The organism is Paractinoplanes maris, from assembly GCF_023544465.1.
GTDB classification, from domain to species: Bacteria; Actinomycetota; Actinomycetes; order Mycobacteriales; family Micromonosporaceae; genus Actinoplanes; species Actinoplanes maris.
In genome coordinates this window covers 15,738-33,766 of sequence record NZ_JALPVL010000005.1, presented here as the reverse complement: position 1 = coordinate 33,766, position 18,029 = coordinate 15,738, and the positions used below count along the sequence as shown (strand labels likewise).

Annotated in this window: 14 protein-coding genes; 7 read left to right on the top strand and 7 right to left on the bottom strand. The window is 71.2% G+C overall.

What is annotated here, in order from left to right:
• Nucleotides 1-41 precede the first annotated feature (41 nt).
• Entirely contained in the window at nt 42-920 is an 879-nt protein-coding gene (locus NAG42_RS15260) for an SIS domain-containing protein (RefSeq protein WP_250030931.1), read from the bottom strand.
• Nucleotides 921-1,087: 167 nt separating this feature from the next.
• On the opposite strand from NAG42_RS15260, the gene NAG42_RS15255 reads away from it, so the two are divergent.
• On the top strand, nt 1,088-2,512 hold the full coding sequence (locus NAG42_RS15255) for an ATP-binding protein (RefSeq protein WP_250030930.1): 1,425 nt from the start codon (nt 1,088-1,090) through the stop codon (nt 2,510-2,512).
• On the opposite strand, the gene NAG42_RS15250 is transcribed toward NAG42_RS15255, so the two are convergent.
• A complete protein-coding gene (locus NAG42_RS15250) occupies nt 2,513-2,785 on the bottom strand; it encodes a DUF5999 family protein (RefSeq protein ID WP_250030929.1) in 273 nt (90 codons plus the stop codon).
• A 99-nt stretch (nt 2,786-2,884) separates the two neighbouring features.
• On the opposite strand from NAG42_RS15250, the gene NAG42_RS15245 reads away from it, so the two are divergent.
• Entirely contained in the window at nt 2,885-3,529 is a 645-nt protein-coding gene (locus NAG42_RS15245; protein WP_250031444.1) for a response regulator transcription factor, read from the top strand.
• On the opposite strand, the gene NAG42_RS15240 is transcribed toward NAG42_RS15245, so the two are convergent.
• Nucleotides 3,507-3,863 carry a response regulator gene (locus NAG42_RS15240; RefSeq protein WP_250030928.1) on the bottom strand — a complete coding sequence of 119 codons (357 nt, stop codon included), beginning with the start codon at nt 3,861-3,863 and terminating at the stop codon, nt 3,507-3,509. The genes NAG42_RS15245 and NAG42_RS15240 overlap by 23 nt on opposite strands.
• 137 nt (nt 3,864-4,000) lie before the next feature.
• On the opposite strand from NAG42_RS15240, the gene NAG42_RS15235 reads away from it, so the two are divergent.
• Nucleotides 4,001-9,445 (top strand): ATP-binding protein, encoded by a 5,445-nt coding sequence (locus tag NAG42_RS15235; RefSeq protein ID WP_250030927.1) that lies wholly within the window; start codon nt 4,001-4,003, stop codon nt 9,443-9,445.
• Between the two features lie 139 nt (nt 9,446-9,584).
• Here the strand turns inward: NAG42_RS15235 and NAG42_RS15230 are convergent, their stop codons facing one another.
• Together NAG42_RS15230 and dacB are read right to left on the bottom strand one after the other, a co-directional pair.
• Nucleotides 9,585-10,967, bottom strand: coding sequence for a serine hydrolase domain-containing protein (locus NAG42_RS15230; RefSeq protein ID WP_250030926.1), 1,383 nt, complete (start codon nt 10,965-10,967; stop codon nt 9,585-9,587).
• A gap of 9 nt (nt 10,968-10,976) precedes the next feature.
• Nucleotides 10,977-12,626, bottom strand: a complete 1,650-nt coding sequence (gene dacB, locus NAG42_RS15225; RefSeq protein WP_250030925.1) for a D-alanyl-D-alanine carboxypeptidase/D-alanyl-D-alanine endopeptidase — start codon at nt 12,624-12,626, stop codon at nt 10,977-10,979.
• A gap of 117 nt (nt 12,627-12,743) precedes the next feature.
• Here dacB and NAG42_RS15220 point away from each other — a divergent pair, with 117 nt between their 5' ends.
• Entirely contained in the window at nt 12,744-13,871 is a 1,128-nt protein-coding gene (locus NAG42_RS15220; RefSeq protein ID WP_438872411.1) for a PQQ-dependent sugar dehydrogenase, read from the top strand.
• Nucleotides 13,872-14,015: 144 nt separating this feature from the next.
• Nucleotides 14,016-15,017, top strand: coding sequence for a fibronectin type III domain-containing protein (locus NAG42_RS15215; RefSeq protein WP_250030923.1), 1,002 nt, complete (start codon nt 14,016-14,018; stop codon nt 15,015-15,017).
• On the opposite strand, the gene NAG42_RS15210 is transcribed toward NAG42_RS15215, so the two are convergent.
• Together NAG42_RS15210 and NAG42_RS15205 are read right to left on the bottom strand one after the other, a co-directional pair.
• Complete coding sequence (locus NAG42_RS15210; RefSeq protein ID WP_250030922.1) at nt 14,998-15,657, bottom strand: HAD family hydrolase; 660 nt, start codon at nt 15,655-15,657, stop codon at nt 14,998-15,000. The two genes, NAG42_RS15215 and NAG42_RS15210, sit on opposite strands and share 20 nt — an antisense overlap.
• 46 nt (nt 15,658-15,703) lie before the next feature.
• The gene (locus tag NAG42_RS15205; RefSeq protein WP_250030921.1) at nt 15,704-16,777 is read right to left on the bottom strand and encodes a helix-turn-helix domain-containing protein; all 1,074 of its coding nucleotides are present in this window, start codon (nt 16,775-16,777) and stop codon (nt 15,704-15,706) included.
• Between the two features lie 355 nt (nt 16,778-17,132).
• Between NAG42_RS15205 and NAG42_RS15200 the strand changes: the two genes are divergently transcribed.
• Complete coding sequence (locus NAG42_RS15200; protein WP_250030920.1) at nt 17,133-17,360, top strand: hypothetical protein; 228 nt, start codon at nt 17,133-17,135, stop codon at nt 17,358-17,360.
• Nucleotides 17,361-17,409: 49 nt separating this feature from the next.
• Entirely contained in the window at nt 17,410-18,015 is a 606-nt protein-coding gene (locus NAG42_RS15195) for a GNAT family N-acetyltransferase (RefSeq protein WP_250030919.1), read from the top strand.
• The last annotated feature ends 14 nt before the right edge of the window (nt 18,016-18,029 follow it).

Here is an 18,029-nt window from a genome sequence, read left to right as displayed (position 1 = left end):
ACTTCAGACCGGTGAACGTCATGGGGCGTCGTCCCATGGGATCAGGCCAGGACGACTGATCGGGTGAGCAGTCGCGGGTGGTCCGGGTCGAGGCCGCGCCGGGCGGCCAGGGCCAGCGCGAAGCGCTGGACGAGCACGAGCTGGGCGAGAGGGTCGAGACCGTTGCGGTACGGGGTGGCGCCGGCGCCCCGGGCCACGTCGTCGAGACCAGCCGGGACGTCACCGAGCGACCAGACGAGGCTGCGCGGCCCGGCCACGGCGACCGGTCCGTGCCGGAAATCCATTGCCGGATAGGACTCCGAGTACGCCTGGGCGGCCTCGCGGACCTTGAGCGCCGCCTCGTGGGCGAGGCCGACCGTCCAGCCGGTGCCCAGGAAGACCAGGTGGTCGACGCCGGCCGGGTCGGCCGGCAGGTCGGCGCTCAGGGCCGCCCGCCCGTCGGCGACGGCATCGCGCAGGTCCGCGCCGAACGCCGCCCGGGCCAGCGCCAGCACCGAGGTCGGGAAGCGGGTCTGCACGACACTGCGCTCATCGGCGAAGTCGAGCAGCAGACGCGCGTCGGACAGGCCGTCGACCGGCTCCCCCGCGACCGCGGTGACCGCGACCCGCCGGGGGCCGGCCGGGACCTTGCGCAGCGCCTCGAGCACCTCGGTCGACGTGCCGGAGCGGGTCACCGCCACCACCCGGTCGTAGTGGCGGCGCGGCACGAACTCCGACGCGCAGACCGCGTCGGTCTCGCCGAGTCCGGCGTTCTCGCGCAGCTCAGCGATGCTCTGGGCGACGAACCAGGACGTGCCGCAGCCGAGCACGAGCATCCGCTCGCCGGGGGCGGCCAGTTCGCGGCGGGCGGGCTCGGTGAGTTCGAGGGCTCGCACCCAGACGTCCGGCTGACTGGCGATCTCGGCAGCGGTGTCGTTCATGTCCGCGAATTATGCCCGTTTCCGCGCACTTCCGCTGGTCCGGAGTGTCCATGTGACTGCGCCGCGCCGAGCGACATCACCCACGCCTGAGGTGATCGTCGCCTCTCCCGCGCCGCCCGGAGCCGGTTGATGTTGTGCCGGGAGTCCCGCGGTGGCAGCCTCGGCACGTGCTGTCCCGAACGCGGATCCCGCTCCCGCTGCAGGTTGTGCTGGCCGCGGTCGCCGGTGCCGTCTCTTTCGCGATCGCGCGCGTGGTGTGCACGCTCGCCCGCGGCGAGATCCACGCGCTTCCGTTCGCCGCCGTCCTGCTCGCCGTGGTGCTCTTGTTCGCGCGCGCCCTGGGCATCCTCTACGCCCTGCCGATCGGCACGGCGGCGATCCTGGCGTACGACTGGTTCTTCCTCCCGCCGCTGCGGGAGCTCTCCGAGGCCGCGTACACGCTGCTCGCCACCTTCCTCGGCATGGCGGTCATCGTCGGCACGGTGGCCACCGTGACCAGCCGCCGGGCGGTCGCCGCCGAACGGGCCCGGGGCGACATGGCCGACGTCCAGGCGTCGCTGCGCCGGCTGGCCCTGCTCATCGCCAAGGGCGAGGCCCCCGAGCGGGTCTTCGCGGCGGTCACCCACGAGGTCCGGGCCCACCTGGGCAGCGACACGGCCACCCTGTTCCGGTACGAGTTGGACGGCTCGACGACCGAGCTGGCCTGCGCCGGTCTGCCCGCCCCGGCCGTGCCCGGCGAGCTCGTCGACCTCGTACGGGAAACGGGCCGCGCCTCCCGCCTCGACTCCACCGCCGTGGGGGTGCCGATCGTCGTGAGCGGCCGGCTGTGGGGCATGTGCTCGGTCGGTTCCGCCGAGTCGCACCTGCCGCCGGACACCGAGGTGCGGATGAGCGAATACACCGAACTGGTGGCCACCTCGGTCGCCGACGCGCAGAGCCGGGCGGAACTGATCAGTTCCCGGGCCCGTCTGGTCGCCGCCGCCGACGAGGCCCGCCGCCGGATCGAGCGCGACCTGCACGACGGTGCCCAGCAGCGGCTCGTCGCGCTGGCCCTGCGGCTGCGGACCGCGGCCCACGACAAAGCCGAGCCCGGTGAGATGGCCGAGATCGGCACCGACCTGATGACTGTCATCGACGAGCTGCGCGAGCTGTCCCGCGGCATCCACCCGGCGGTGTTGTCCGATTCCGGCCTGCGGCCGGCGCTGCGGGCACTCGCGCGCCGTTCGCCGCTTCCGGTCGAGGTCGACGTACGCCTGACCGGGCGTCCGCCGCAGGCGATCGAGGTCGGCGCCTACTACGTCGTCTCCGAGGTGCTCACCAACGCCGTCAAGCACGCCGGCGCCACCGTCGTCGAGGTGACCGTGACCGAACAGGACGGCTGCCTGCACCTGCGCGTGCACGACGACGGGTCGGGCGGCGCCGACTTCGCGGGCGGCACCGGGCTGCTCGGCCTCAAGGACCGCACCGAGGCGCTCGGCGGAACGCTCGACGTGATCAGCCCGGCCGGCGCCGGCACCACCGTCACCGCCCGGATCCCGCTCGATCCCGGCGGTGGCCGGCCGAGCCGCGACGGCGACGAGACGCAGCGCTGATCAGGCGGCGATCGGCTCGGTGACCGGTCGGCGGGCGGGGGCCGGGACGGCCTGGCGGGTCCTGGTCCGGGTGCGCGCACGCCGGGCGCGGACGGGCATCTCGGTGACGGCGGGCACCGGCACCGGGGCCGGCTCGGGGCGAACGGCGGCGTCGAGCACGATCGCGCCGTTGCACAACATGCTCCAGCCCAGGTCGTCGTGGTGGACCAGCTGAGCTGCGGTTTCCCACCCCGGCTGGTCGACCGCCGGGCACTCGGGGGTGTGGTTGCACATGAGTACAGACTCGCGAGATCGCGGGGATCACACATCGAGGCCACCCCCACTCCTCGATACCGGCTAGCCGGTAGCCGCATAATCTCTGCCATGACTGGGCTGCGGGTCGTGTTGGCCGAGGACGACGTGCTGCTGCGCGAGGGCATCGCCAGCCTGCTCGTCCGCGAGGGGCTCGACGTGCTCGGGCAGGCCGGTGACGCCACCGAGCTGTTGCGGCTGGTCCGGGCCACCCAGCCCGACCTGGTCGTGGTCGACGTGCGGATGCCGCCCACCCACACCACCGAGGGGTTGCAGGCGGCCCAGCAGATCCGCGCCGAGCTGCCCGAGACCGGCGTGCTCGTGCTGTCCGCCTACGCCGACGTCGACCAGGCGATGGAGTTGCTGGCCGGCGGCCGCCGCATCGGCTACCTGCTCAAGAGCCGCATCACCGACGTGACCGAGTTCCTGGCCGCGGTCGAGCGCATCGCCGGTGGCGGCTCGGTCATCGACCCCGGCCTGGTCTCCGAGCTGGTCACCGCCCGGCGCCGCGACGACCCGCTGGCCGCGCTCAGCTCCCGCGAGCGTGAGGTCCTGGGTCAGATGGCCGAGGGCCAGTCCAACTCCGGCATCGCCCGCCGGTTGTGGATCACCGAGGGCACTGTCGAGAAGCACGTCCGCAGCGTCCTGAGCAAGCTCAACCTGCCCGAGACCGACGACCACCACCGGCGCGTCCTGGCCGTGCTCACCTTTCTGGAAGCGCGCTGACCAGCGAGAGCACCGCGGAGCCGGACAGCTCGATCTTGCTCAGGAAGCCGATCGCCGCTGAATCCTCGACCAGGTCCTCGTAGTCGTCCCCGCTGTGCGTGGAGATCATGATCACAGGGGTCGGCGACAACCGGCGGGCCAGGTCGAAGCCGCTCTCGCCGCCCAGGTTGATGTCGACCAGGACCACGTCGGGCCGCAGCTCACCGGCACATGCGAGGGCCCCCGCGATGTCGTACGCGATGCCCGCCACCACCACACCCTCGCGCTCCAGCAGGTCACGCGCCGCGGCGAGGAAGTGGTCGTTGTCGTCTACGAGGAGGCACCGCAATGTCACGTGATCCAGGCTTCCAGGTCGTCCGTCGAGTCCGCATTCCTGCTAGCGGTAGTACCCACGACCGAACGCCGTACCCCCCGCGGCGGGTCGCCTGTAGTCTCCTGTCGAAGCTTTCCGTGAGGTAGGGAATCGTTCGGGTGTTCAGTCGTATCGCCATCGTCAACCGTGGTGAGGCCGCCATGCGGCTCATTCACGCCGTCCGTGAGCTGGCCGCCGAGACCGGAGCCCCGATCGAGACGGTGGCTCTGTTCACCGACGTCGATCGAGGATCCACCTTCGTCCGCGAGGCCGACATCGCGTACGACCTGGGTCCGGCCGCCTCGCGGCCCTACCTCGACCTCAAGACGCTCGAGCGCGCGCTGCTCGACACCGGCGCCGACGCGGCGTGGGTCGGCTGGGGTTTCGTCGCCGAGGACCCGGCCTTCGCCGAGCTGTGTGAGCGCATCGGCATCGCGTTCGTCGGCCCCAGTCCCGACGCCATGCGCAAGCTCGGCGACAAGATCGGCGCCAAGCTGATCGCCGAGGAGGTCGGGGTCCCCGTCGCGCCGTGGAGCCGCGGCCCGGTCGAGACCCTCGACGCCGCGCTCGCGGCGGCCGAGACGATCGGCTACCCGCTGATGCTCAAGGCCACCGCCGGCGGCGGCGGTCGCGGCATCCGGGTCGTGCGCGACGGCGACCAGCTCGCCGACGCCTACGAGCGCACCAGCCAGGAGGCCGCCCGCGCCTTCGGCAGCGGCATCGTCTTCCTGGAGCGTCTGGTCACCGGCGCCCGCCACGTCGAGGTGCAGGTCATCGCCGACGGTGAGGGCACCGCGTGGGCGCTGGGCGTGCGCGACTGCTCGGTGCAGCGCCGCAACCAGAAGGTCATCGAGGAGTCGGCGTCGCCGGTACTCCCGCCCGAGCGCGCCCTCGAGCTCAAGCAGTCGGCCGAGCGGCTGGCCGTCCGGGTCGGTTACCGGGGCGCGGCCACCGTCGAGTTCCTCTACCACCCCGGCGACGACCTCCTGGCGTTCCTCGAGGTCAACACCCGCCTGCAGGTGGAACACCCGATCACCGAGTCGACCACCGGCTTCGACCTGGTCAAGGCCCAGCTGCACGTCGCCTCGGGCGGGCGCCTGACCGGGGAGCCGCCGCGCGAGCGCGGGCACGCCATCGAGGCCCGGCTCAACGCCGAGGACCCCGACCGGGACTTCGCCCCGTCGCCGGGCCGCATCGCCCGGCTCGACCTGCCGGCCGGTCCCGGCATCCGCGTCGACACGGGCGTGAGCGAGGGCGACACCATTCCCGGCGACTTCGACTCGATGATCGCCAAGGTCATCGCGTACGGGAACGACCGCGACGAGGCGCTGGGCCGCCTCCGCCGGGCGATGGCCGACACGACCGTCGTCATCGAGGGCGGCGCGACCAACAAGAGCTTCGTGCTCGACCTGCTCGACCAGCCCGAGGTCATCGACGGCTCGGCCGACACGGGCTGGATCGACCGCGTCCGCGGTGAGGGCCGCCTCGTCTCGCACAAGCACTCGGCCGTCGCGCTCGCCGTGGCCGCCATCGAGGCGTACGAGGAAGAGGAGCTCACCGAGAAGCAGCGGCTGCTGTCGACGGCTTTCGGCGGCCGCCCGCAGGTGCGCCACGAGAGCGGCCGCCCGCTGGACCTGAAGCTGCGCGGCGCGACCTACCGCGTCCGCGTCGCCCGGATCGGCGCCCGCCGGTTCCGCGTCGGCATCGAGGCCGGCGCCGACGTCCGCCTGGCCGACGTCGAGCTGGAGCGTTTCGACAAGCACACTGGCCGCGTCTCCCTCAACGGCGAGCGCCACAAGATCCTCACCGGCGCGCACGGCGCGATCCACCTGGTCGAGGTCGACGGCGTCACCCACCGGGTCAGCCGTGACGAGGGCGGCGTGCTGCGCTCGCCGATGCCCGCACTGGTCATCGCTACCCCGCTCGAGGCCGGCGCCGAGGTCGAGGCGGGCGCACCCGTCCTGGTGCTCGAGGCGATGAAGATGGAGGCCGTGATCCGGGCTCCGTTCAAGGCTCGGGTCAAGGAATGCCTGGTCAGCGTCGGCGCCAAGGTCGACTCGGGGGCGCCGCTGCTGCGGCTCGAGCCGATCGGTGACGCCGACGCGGTGGCCGAGGCCGCCTCCGACAGCGTCGAGCTCGACCTGCCCGCCGCGCCCGCCGACGAGTCGGCCGCGGTCCGCGCCGCCCGCGGTCAGGAAGACCTGCGCAGCCAGCTGCTCGGCTTCGACGTCGACCCGCTGGACGAGCGCCGGGTGCTGGCCGGATACCTGGCCGCCGCGTCCGAGACCGGTCACCGCCCGCTGGCCGGCGAGGTCCAGCTGCTCGAGGTCTTCGCCGACCTGGCCGAGCTGAGCCGCAACCGCCCGGCCGGCGAGGAGGGCCCGGGCGACACCCACGTGCGTAGCGCGCGGGAGTACTTCCACACCTACCTGCAGAGCCTCGACGTCGAGCGGGCCGGTCTGCCCGAGTCGTTCCAGGCCCGGCTGTCCAAGGCCCTCGGCCACTACGGCGTCGAGGAGCTGGAGCGGACGCCGGAGCTCGAAGCCGCCGTCTTCCGGATCTTCCTGGCCCAGCAGCGCGCCGCGGCCGACGCCAACCTCATCGCGACGTTGCTGCGCACCTGGCTGCAGGCCTCCCCGCCCGAGGAGACGTTGCGCGAGCCCACCGGCCTGGCGCTGGAACGGCTGATCGCGGCCACCCAGATCCGCTACCCGGCCCTGGCCGACCTGGCCCGTGGCGTCGTCTTCTCGTGGTTCGGGCAGCCGCTGCTGCTGCGCAACCGGGCCCGCGTCTACGCCGACATCCGCAAGAACCTGCGCCTGCTCGACGCCGACCCGCAGGCACCCGACCGGGCCGAGCGGATCGCCCAGATGGTCCGCAGCACCGAGCCGCTGGTCCGGCTGCTCGGCCAGCGCCTCGTGCGCCACGACCTCGACAACTCCGTGATGCTCGAGGTGCTGACCCGCCGCTATTACGGCAACAAGGGGCTCACCGGGCTGCGGACGGCCGGCGCGTTCCTCGTCGCGGAGCGGGAGGGCTCGTGGATCGTCTCCGCCGCCGTCCCGTTCGACCAGCTGGGCGCGGCCCTCGACGGTCTGGCCGAACTGGCCGGTGCCGCACCGATCGACGCCGACATCTACCTGTCCTGGGAGGGGCAGCCGACCGACCCCGACGCGATGGCCGCCGCCCTGCACGAGGTGGTCAGTGCCCACCCGCTGCCCTCGCAGGTCCGCCGGCTCACCACCACGGTCGCCGGCCGCGGTGGCGCCGTCATGCACCACCACTTCACGTGGCGCCCGTCGAGCACCGGGATGGCCGAGGAGCGGCTGATCCGCGGCCTGCACCCGTACATCGCGCAGCGCATGCAACTGGAGCGCCTCCGCAAGTTCGACCTCACCCGGCTGCCCTCCTCGGACGAGGAGATCTACCTCTTCCGCTGCGTCGCGCGGGAGAACCCGGGTGACGACCGGCTGGTGGCGTTCGCCCAGGTGCGTGACCTGACCGAGCTCCGCGAGCACGACGGCCGCCTGGTCGCCCTGCCGACGGCGGAGGAGACGATCGCGACCTGCCTCGACTCGATCCGCCGGGCCCAGGCCCAGCGGCCGTCGGACAAACGGTTCAGCACCAACCGCATCGTCATCTACGTCTGGCCGCCGATCTCCATCTCCCGCGAGGAGATGGAGATGATCGCCCGGCGCATCCTGCCGACCAGCGCGGGCGCGGGGCTCGAGGAGATCCTCTTCATCGGCCGTTACCGCGACCCGGCGACGGGCACGCTGGCCAAGGTCGCCGTGCGCATCTCGAACGACGCGACCGGCGCTCCCGTGCTGACCGTCGGCGAGCCGTCCGAGGAGCCGATCGAGCCGCTCGACAACTACCGCCTCAAGGTGCTGCGAGCCGCGGCCCGCAACACCGTCTACCCGTACGAGCTGACCGGGCTGCTCGGCGATTTCGTGGAGCACGACCTGGACGCGTCCGGTGCTCTCGTGCCGGTCGACCGGCCCAAGGGTGCCAACTCGGCGGCCATCGTCGCCGGTGTGGTGACCACCCGCACGGCGCTGCACCCGGAGGGGGTGACCCGGGCGGTGCTGCTGGGTGACCCGACCAAGGCTCTGGGCTCGCTGTCGGAACCGGAGTGCCGCCGCGTGATCGCGGCGCTCGACCTCGCCGAGCGGCTGCGGGTGCCGCTGGAGTGGTGGGCGCTGTCGGCCGGCGCCAAGATCTCGATGGACACCGGCACCGAGAACATGGACTGGGTCGCGGCCGCCCTCAAGCGGATCGTCGACTTCACCCAGGCCGGCCAAGAGATCAACATCGTGGTCGCCGGGATCAACGTGGGCGCCCAGCCGTACTGGAACGCCGAAGCGACGATGCTCATGCACACCAAGGGTGTCCTGATCATGACGCCCGACTCGGCCATGGTGCTGACCGGCAAGCAGTCGCTCGACTTCTCCGGCGGCGTGTCGGCCGAGGACAACTTCGGCATCGGCGGTTACGACCGGGTGATGGGCCCCAACGGCCAGGCGCAGTACTGGGCGCCCAACCTGGCGGCGGCCCGCGAAGTGCTGATGTCGCACTACGACCACACCTACGTCGTCCCGGGTGAGACGTCGCCGCGGCGGGCGCAGACCGCCGACCCGGTTGACCGGGACATCTCCGACTTCCCGCACGACGTGGCCGGCAGCGACTTCACCACGGTCGGTCAGATCTTCTCGTCCACGGCCAACCCGGACCGCAAGAAGCCGTTCGACATCCGCGTGGTCATGCGGGCGCTGGCCGACCAGGACCACGCGGTGCTGGAGCGCTGGGCCGGCATGGCCGACGCCGAGACCGCGGTGGTGCAGGACGTGCACCTCGGCGGCATCCCGGTCTGCCTGCTCGGCATCGAGTCGCAGTCGGTGACCCGGCGCGGCTTCCCGCCCACCGACGGCCCCGACACCTACACGGCGGGCACGCTCTTCCCGCGCTCGTCGAAGAAGGCGGCCCGCGCCATCAACGCCGCGTCGGGCAACCGCCCGCTCGTCGTGCTGGCCAACCTGTCCGGCTTCGACGGCTCGCCCGAGTCGATGCGCAAGCTGCAGCTCGAATACGGGGCCGAGATCGGCCGGGCCATCGTCAACTTCCGCGGCCCGATCATCTTCACGGTCATCTCTCGCTATCACGGCGGTGCCTTCGTCGTTTTCTCGAAGATGCTGAACCCGAACATGACTGTGCTGGCACTCGAGGGCTCTTTCGCCTCGGTGCTCGGCGGCGCCCCCGCCGCCGCGGTCGTCTTCACCGGCGACGTCAACCGCCGCACGGCCGCCGACCCACGGCTGCGCAACGCGGAAGAACGCCTCGCCGCCGTGACCGGCGCCGAGCGCAGCGCGCTGGCCGCCGAGCTGGAGGAGCTGCGCAACGCCGTCCGCACCGAGAAGCTGGGCGAGGTGGCCGCGGAGTTCGACCGCGTCCACAGCATCCAGCGAGCCGTCGAGGTCGGCTCGGTCGACGCCGTCATCAAGGCCGCCGAGATGCGCCCCCGCATCATCGAGGCCATCGACGCCGCCCTCCGCCGCCAGCCCTGACGCCGCCCTCCGCCGCCAGCTCTGACGCCGCCCTCCGCCGCCAGCTCTGACGCCGCCCTCCGCCGCCGGCCCTGACGCCGCCTGACCCGCCGGCCAGACGCCGTCGCCAGGAGCCGCTCCCACCCGTGGGGGGCGGCTCCTAGTCGCCGGGGCGCCAGCCGGTGGGCTCGACGCCGCCCGGGATGACGGTCCCCGGGGCGTACGGATGTCGGGTGAAGACGAACGTGCCCAGGTCGAGGTGGGTGACGGCGCCGGAGTCGTCGTGGCGGGGGTGGAGGCGCTCGCCGGCGAAGTAGCCGTTCTGGCCGACCCAGGAGCCGTCGCCGGTCGGGCGCAGGCGGGTGCCCCGGTCGCCGGCGCCCGTCAGGGAAGCCAGCTCGAGCCAGCCGTCGGCCTGGGGGCGCAGCACGAACAGGGCGGGACCCCAATACCACGGACCGGCCAGCTCGAGAACCGACCGGTCGACGTGGGGGAGGGGCTGCCAGGGGGCCGGGATGCGCGGCTCGCGCTCGGCGACCAGGTCGATCAGGTCGGCGGTGAAACCGCTGACGGGCACGCCCGCGGTGGTGTTGACGAGCGTCACGGCGCCCAGCGCGTCGGCCGGGCTGACCCACACGGTGGCCAGGAAGCCCGGCACCGAGCCGGTGTGGCCGGACAGCAGCCGGTCGCCACGACGCAGCAGCTGGGTGCCGAGGCCGTAATTCGCCTGCCACGAGCCAGGCTCGGGCGCGGAGGCGGGAGTCCGCATCTCCTCCAGGCTCGCCGGCCGCAGCACCCGCTCGTCGCCGTCGAGAAGGAAGGCAGCCAGACGGGCCAGGTCGTCCACCGTGGACCACAGCTCGCCGGCCGGGCCCATCGGGCCGTAATCCTGGACGGGCTCGGGCAGCACCACGTCAGCCCAGGGGTGCACGGCCCAGCCCGAAGCATGTGGCGCGGACGGATGGGGGCCGGTGTGGGTCATGCCGAGCGGCTCCAGCACCTCGCTCGCGAGCACCTCCGTCCAGGCCTTGCCCCGCAGGCGCTCGACAAGCGCGCCGAGCAGCGCGAAACCGGGGTTGGAGTAGTGGAAACGCTCGCCCGGCTGATGCACCCGGGGCTCGTCGTGGAGCACGTCGGCCAGCTCGGGCCGCAGCGATCCGGGACTGCGCTCCCACCACGGACCGGGCGGCTCGGCGGCCAGACCCGACGTGTGTGCGAGCAGCGAGCCGATGGTGGCGTCACCGATCGCCGTGCCGGGCAGGTGGGCGTCGAGCCGGTCGGCCAGCGTCAGCCGGCCCTCGTCGCGCAGGCGCAGCACCAGCAGAGTCACGAAGGTCTTGGTGATCGAGCCGATGCGATATTGGATGTCACCGCCCGGCGTCGAACCGTCGACGCTGCCCCAGCCCTCGAGCCACACCGGGCGGCCGTCGCGCACGACGGCCGCCACTATCGAAGGCGCCCGCCCGGACACCTGGGTGGTGGCCAGGCGGTGGCGCAGCGCTCGGGCGGTGTCGGGCAGGAGATCCGGCTGGGTCGGTGGCATGCGGCGAACCTACAGCGCCGGACCGACAGTTTTCGGGGCCTGTGGACAACAGGCCAGCGCGACGGCGAGACGATCGAGAACAGGTGTGACCGACGGTGACAGCTGGTTGTTGATGATCGCCGAGAAGACCAACTGACGGTGATCGGCGCCGGTCACGTAGCCGGACAGCGCGGACGCCCCGGTGAGCGTGCCGGTCTTGGCGCGCACGTTGCCCGCGGCGATCGTTCCCCGCATCCGGTTGCGCAGCGTGCCACCGATCATCGGATCCGGGTCACCGGCCACCGGCAACGCGGCGAACCAGGTGCGGAACCAGGGCTCGGAACGCACCGCCACCAGGAACCGCGCGACAGCGGCAGGCGGCACGAGGTTGCGCCGCGACAAGCCGGACCCGTCGACCTGCCGCAGCGTGGTCGTGTCGACGCCGAGCCGGGCCAGATAGGCGGCGACCGCGTTGGTGCCGGCCGGCCACGAGCCGACCCCGGCCGCGCGCCGCCCGATCGCCTTGATCAGCAGCTCCGACATCCCGTTGTTGGACAACTTGAGCAGGGGCGCCATGAGCTCCCGCAACGGTTGCCCGGCGTGGCGTGCGACGACGACCGCTCCGGCCGGGGTCGCCCCAGTGACGGTCCGCCCCTTCACCCGTACGCCGTGACGGTGCAGCGCCGTGCGGAACACCTCGGCGGTCAGGGCGGTGGCGTCCAAGACTGTGACGGGCTCGGTCACCGCAGGAGCGTGCCTGCTGATGGCCCCGGTGACCGTCAGTGTGCTGCTGCCATGGCCGCGGGTCACCGAGACCGGGGTAACGCCTTCGCCGGTGACAGCCTGGTTGACCACGGTCAGTTGCGAGTTCACCGGGCTCACCGAGACGCGGGCCGGTCGTCTGTCCACAGGCGCCGGCGACACCTTGACGTTCACTGTTCCGGCCAGATAGTTGTTGTCCGGCGCGAGCGTCAGAGCCGAGACGGGAGCCGCGCCGGAGAATGCTTCGTCGTCCCAAGCCCATTCGAGACCGAGTCGTTGCGAGTCGAAGGAGGTGTCGTCGGCCACCAGATCGCCGGTGACTTCGCGCAGTCCGGACGCGGCCACGTCCCGGGCCAGCGCGTCGAGCGCGGCGGGAGTCAGAGCCGGATCGCCCTCGCCGCGGAGATGGAGGTCGCCGGTGAGGGAGCCGTCACGGCGTACGCCGGAGGCTTTGACCTCGGTCGTGAATCGGTGCCCGGGGCCGAGGATCGCCAGGGCCGCGGCCGAGGTGAAGAGCTTGGCGTTCGACGCGGGCAGCAGACGTCGCGAGCCGTTGCGGTCGACGAGGGTGGCGCCGGTGCGCGCGTCGGCCACGACGACGCCGACCTGTGAGCCCGCGAGGACGGGGTCCGCCAGGATGTCGTCGATCGCCTGGCCGATTCCGGCCGGCTCCCGCGCAACGGCGGCTGCGGGCTGCGCGACGGCGGCTGCGGGCTGGGCGACAGCGGCTGCGGGCTGGGCGACAGCGGCTGCGGGCTGGGCGACAGCGGCGAAGGCGCGGCCGCCAAAAACGGTGGAGGGGTGGGGGAGGGCCCCCGACAACGGCACCGGCAACGGCAACGGCGCAGCGGCTGGGGCGAGGACGAGACCGAGCGCCACCGTGGTGGCCAGGGCGGTAGCTCGCAGGCGGCGGGTCATGTCTTGATCAACGAGCGGGAACCCGAACCGTGGCTCAGCGCGTCACCGTCACGCGGCCTGGCCTTTCGGTGGAGTTTCGCCGCCGGCGGCAACCATGGAATCCCCGACGACGGAGGCATCATCTTGCGAGCACTCGCCGCCCTGGCCACAGCCACGGTCTTCGCCCTCGCCGCCTGCGGCACGGCCGACCCGGCTGACGACCCCGCCCCTGGCTCCGCGACTCCCCAGCCTTCCCCCTCCGACGACGACGGCGGCGGCGGCGCCGGCACCCCCCTCGGCCCCGCGCGCGAGATCGCCACCGGCCTCGACACCCCGTGGGGCCTGGCCTTCCTGTCCGGCGGCGACGCCTTGGTGGCCGAGCGGGACTCCGGCCGCATCCTGCGGGTCCCCGCCGACGGTGGTCAGCCCCAGCAGGTGTACGAGGTTCCCGGTGTAGCCGCGGGCGGCGAGGGTGGCCTGCTCGGACTGGCCGCGCGCGGCGATTGGGTCTACGCGTATTTCACCGCCGCCACCGACAACCGCATCGTCCGCTTCCAGGTGGGCAGCGGGAACCAGCCCGAGGTCGTCTTCGACGGCATCGCCAAGGCCGGCTTCCACAACGGCGGCCGGATCGCGTTCGGCCCCGACAACCTGCTCTACGTCGGCACCGGTGACGCGGGCGAGACCGGCCGTTCGCAGGACCCGGCGAGCCCCAACGGCAAGATCCTGCGGCTGACCCCGGAGGGTGATCCCGCACCCGGCAACCCGTCCGCCGGCTCCCCGGTCTACAGCCTCGGCCACCGCAACGTGCAGGGTCTGGCCTGGGACGACGACGACCGGCTGTTCGCGACGGAGTTCGGCCAGAACGACCTCGACGAGATCAACCTGATCGAGCCGGGCCAGAACTACGGCTGGCCCGAGGTGGAGGGCGAGGGCGACACCGACGGCGGCCGGTTCACCAACCCACTGGTCACCTGGCCGACCAGCGAAGCCTCCCCGTCCGGCCTGGCGATCGCCGGCGACACCCTCTATGTGGCGGCGTTGCGCGGCGAGCGGCTGTGGACCGTACCGATCGAGGGCGACGACCTGGGCGAGCCGGCAGCGGTCCTGACCAACGAGTACGGCCGTCTGCGCACGGCCGCCGTCGCCCCCGACGGCTCGCTCTGGCTCACCACGTCCAACACCGACGGCCGCGGCGACCCCCGCGACGGCGACGACCGCATCCTGCGCTTCACCACCCAGCCGGGCGACGCACCGGCCCGGTAAGCCGGTGGGGGCCTCGCGCGGGGTCGTGCGTTCGGGGGAGTCGCCCGACGGGCCGGTCCGATAGCGTTCCGCCGTCATCGGTATCGGCGAGGGGGACGCATGGCGATCAGGCAGGCCCGTGTACGTGGCGCGATCATCGCAACGGTGGCCGCGACGGCCCTCGGCTCGGGCATGATGATCTTTGCTTCGCAGTCCGAGGCGGGGACGAGCGGGGCGGCGGCAGCCGACGTGACGGTCCGGCCGATGTTCACCATGGTCCCGCCCGTGGCGCCGGCGGTGAAGTTCACCGTCACCGGCCAGGCCGGCGGTGTCGCGCTGGTCGAGTGGACCGAGGCCGAGGCGCCCGACGGTGTCACGTGGACCCGTTACTACGTCACCGTCTACGACGACACCCCGCCCAGGGCCAAGCCGGGTACGGGTTCTTCGCCGTCGCCCACGCCAGAGGTCCCGGCGACCCCGCTCACCTATCAGGAGCTGCCAGCCACGGCCCGGTCGGCCCGGTTCAACGGCCTCGACCCGAACCATGACTACAGCTTCCGGGTGACGGCGAGCGGCCCGCAGGGGCAGAGCGCGATCGCCTCGGCGACACTGCGCCGGACCACGTTGGGACTGTCGGCCGCGTCGATCAACTACGGCGCCTCCTTGACCTATTCCGGGACCGGGCCGCGCGCGGGCGACCCGATCACGATCGAGCGCCGCGCGGCCGGCACCCCCACCTGGTTCAAGGTCACGACGGTCAAGACCGGTACGAACCTGCGGTGGAGCCTCCGGACGACGCCGTCGGTGACCACGGCCTACCGGGCCACCTTCGCCGGGTCGAAGGGGCACTGGCCGGCTGCCTCGACCTCGACGGTCACCGTCCGCTTCGCGGTGTCGATCAAGGCGAGCACGACCAAGCCCAAGGTCAACCAGAAGATCACGGTGAGCGGCACCGTCCGTCCGGCGCAGGCCGGTGCCAAGGTCAATCTGCAGCGCTACACCGGCGGCAAGTGGGGCACAGTGGCCGTCAACACCGTGAAGGCCAACGGCTCGTACGCGATCCCGAAGACCATCGGCAAGGGCACCTGGGCGCTGCGGGTGGTCGCGACGGGCGGCACGAACATCGCGTACGGCGGCAGCGGGCAGGTTACCGTGATCGCGCGATGATCTTGTCGAGGACCGTCCGCAGGGGAGCATCCGCCGCGCTCGTGAGGACCAGGTCGGCCATCGCGAAGCGGGAAGCCGGCGTGTAGGCGTTGGGAATCGCCACACACCGCAACCCCGCCGCCTGTGCCGCCGCGACGCCGTGCGGGGTGTCCTCGAAGGCGACCGCCTGCCCGGGCGCCACACCGAGCCGTTCGAGGGCGAGCCGGTACACCGCCGGGTCGGGCTTGTGCGCGGCCACCTCGTTCCCGCCGGCGATCACGTCGAACGCCTCCAGCAGCCCGGCGCGGCTCAGATTGTCACGCACCCAGCTCACCGGGGAACTGCTCGCCACGGCCAGTCGCAAACCCGCGGCCTGCTCGATCCATGCCCGGATGCCCGGCGCCGGTTCGAGTTCCGCGTGCAGCTTGTCGCGATAGGCCGTACGCCGGGAATGGCTCGCCGCCCGGTCGTAGTGCCCACCCACGGCCGCCGCCAGATTCGCGTTCCGCTGCTCGTTGACGTCCCCGCCGTGGTCGGCGAAGAACCCCTCGACCGCCAGCTCCAGCCCGTGCTGCCGCCACTCGAACCGCCAGCTCTCCAGCAGCGTCGACTCGGTGTCCATCAGCAGCCCGTCGAAGTCGAAAACCAGCGCGTCGATCACCCTGGCAGCCTAAGTCGCGGCGAACACCGGTCTCGTGCGGGACCGGCTACCTCGATTCGGACCACTCGTACAGGACCGAGCTGCCGTCAGCCCAGTTGGGAGGCACCGCGCGACCACCACCCACATGGACGTTGAAGAGGAGGCAGTAGGTCGACTCGGGCGGAAACTTGGAGCGCAGGTAAGCCGAGTTCGTTTCCCGCGTCCGGCGGTCGGTCAGCGCGAGCACGGCGCCGAGCGTGCCCCGGCCGAAAAGCCCGTTGCACATCGTCACCGTGGCCGCCGGATTGTAAGGATTTGGGGCCCGCGCGAACAGCGCCACATCGGTTATCAGCTTCGGCCGGTCTCTGACCTGGACGAGGTTCGCCTGATAAGTCCTGACCTCGTCCGGTGGATCAACCACCTCGAATGAGCCTTTCAGCTCTCCTCGTTCGAAGAACGAATGTTGCTTCACGGGCAGATCGAGCCGATACATCATGTCGGCGGCAACAGTGTTCCAGTCGACACCGCCGAGAACGATGAGGTCGGTCGTCAGGTCGCGCGAGGTGAGCTCATGGCTACGTTTCCACTCCACAGTCACCAGGTCGTCGTCCGGGTTGGCCCGGTAGAGGTATCGCGATATCTCCACTAGTGCGTCGGGATCGGCGAAGTTGTACAACTCCACGTAGTCGGCGTCGTCGGGGTTCGTGTAGGGCATGCGGGCGCGCAGTTCTTCCGGCAGTTGCGCGGCCACCACGATGACGTGGTGGCCGGCGGGATAGCTCCAGAAATCAGTACCGGCGCGGGATCTTCTCGACTGCAGGGCGGCCGCGCGCAGGCGGAGAAGACGGTCCTCGACAATTTTGATCCGGTGCTCCGGCATCTCCTGCGACGGGACCGCGGAGACAACCCAATCGCCCGCGTCGTCAACCGACAGGAAAGGGGCGAAGAATTCGGCGTACTGCCGGATTCGCTTTGTCGGCGGGAGTTCCGAGTCCAACTTCCTCTCCCAGGAGGAGATGGAAGGCGTACTGACGTCGAGCGCTTTTGCCAGCGTCTTCTGGCTCATTCCCGTCTGCTCGCGCAGATATCGCAGGAGGGCGGCAAGGGTCAGTCGGTCGGCGATCGGGCGATCGACCGGCACGGGCGCCTCCAAGGTCACAGCCGGTAGTTCTCGCTGGGCGAGTCCCTTGCTTCAAGAAATTCCTGAAGTATAGCCTGTACTTACTGATCTATGAGCGTGACCCGTGCATGAGGGTGCAGAGGAGCGAGGGAGGGGTGGCGGCGCTGCACGTGACGGCACCGGCTATGGCGTAAAGCTGATGTCAGCCTCGAATGAGTGACGTGGTTGCGCTCGACGCGTGGGCGGCGAATGTGGCCGTCCAGTCGGCGGTTTGCCATCGAGTCACATGGGCTGCCACGACATAGCGTGACACCCCCCAGTTGGCGCTGAGGGGTGTCACAGACACAGTGCCTGAACTCCGCAAGTTAGGACTGCAATGTCAACACTATCTTCATCAACGCTGCAGGTAAACTACGCGGTCGTCGCCGTGGTAGCCGTTCTGGCGGTGGCTGCCATGATCAACGTTTCGCTGAAGGTCATGCTGGCCGCCACCGAGTTGATGGCTGCGGCTGCCCGGCTTGCCGCTGAAGCCGGCCGGAGGCTACTCGTATTGGCGACGGTTCTGCTGTTGGCCCTCGTCCTGGCTACATACTTGGTGGGTTGAGCTCACAGGCCGGCGCCGTTGCCGGCCGGTCCCTGGAGAGATCGAATTCGTGGATGTTGTGACCGGTGTTGAGGTTCGGCCCGTCAGGGCGAACGAGTTACGTCTGCTCGCGACCGATGAGGTCCATTTCGGCCTCCTTCGGAATCGGCTGAACAGGCGCGACGCCGGCCACGGCGAACTGCTCGCCGCCTGGATCGGAGATGTGGCCGTCGGTCACATCTTCATCTGGACCGATGTGGCGGAGGAACCGGAGATCCGCGACAACCTGGCCGGCGTGCCGTTGGTGATGAATCTCTGGGTCCGTGACCAGTTCCGTCATCGCGGTATCGGCACGGAACTGGTCCGATCCGCGGAGAAGTGGCTTCAGGAACACGGCCATCGCCGGGTTGCGCTCGGGGTCAGCCCGCACAACAAGGAAGCGGTCCGGCTTTATCTCCGTCTGCTTTACGACCCGTGGCGCTACGGCGATATCAAGACCGAGTACGAGGAGTTCCACGACGATGGCACCTCGGCCGGCCGGGTATTCGAGGTGTGCGCCGTCTATGTGAAGGAACTTCCCGGCGCTGACGGTGAATCGGAGAGACTTTCCCCCGTGCGTGACCGCGCCCCGATCCAGACCATCCTCACGGCCGATCCCGAGCCGTCGTCTTCCTGACCGGAGAGGGCGAC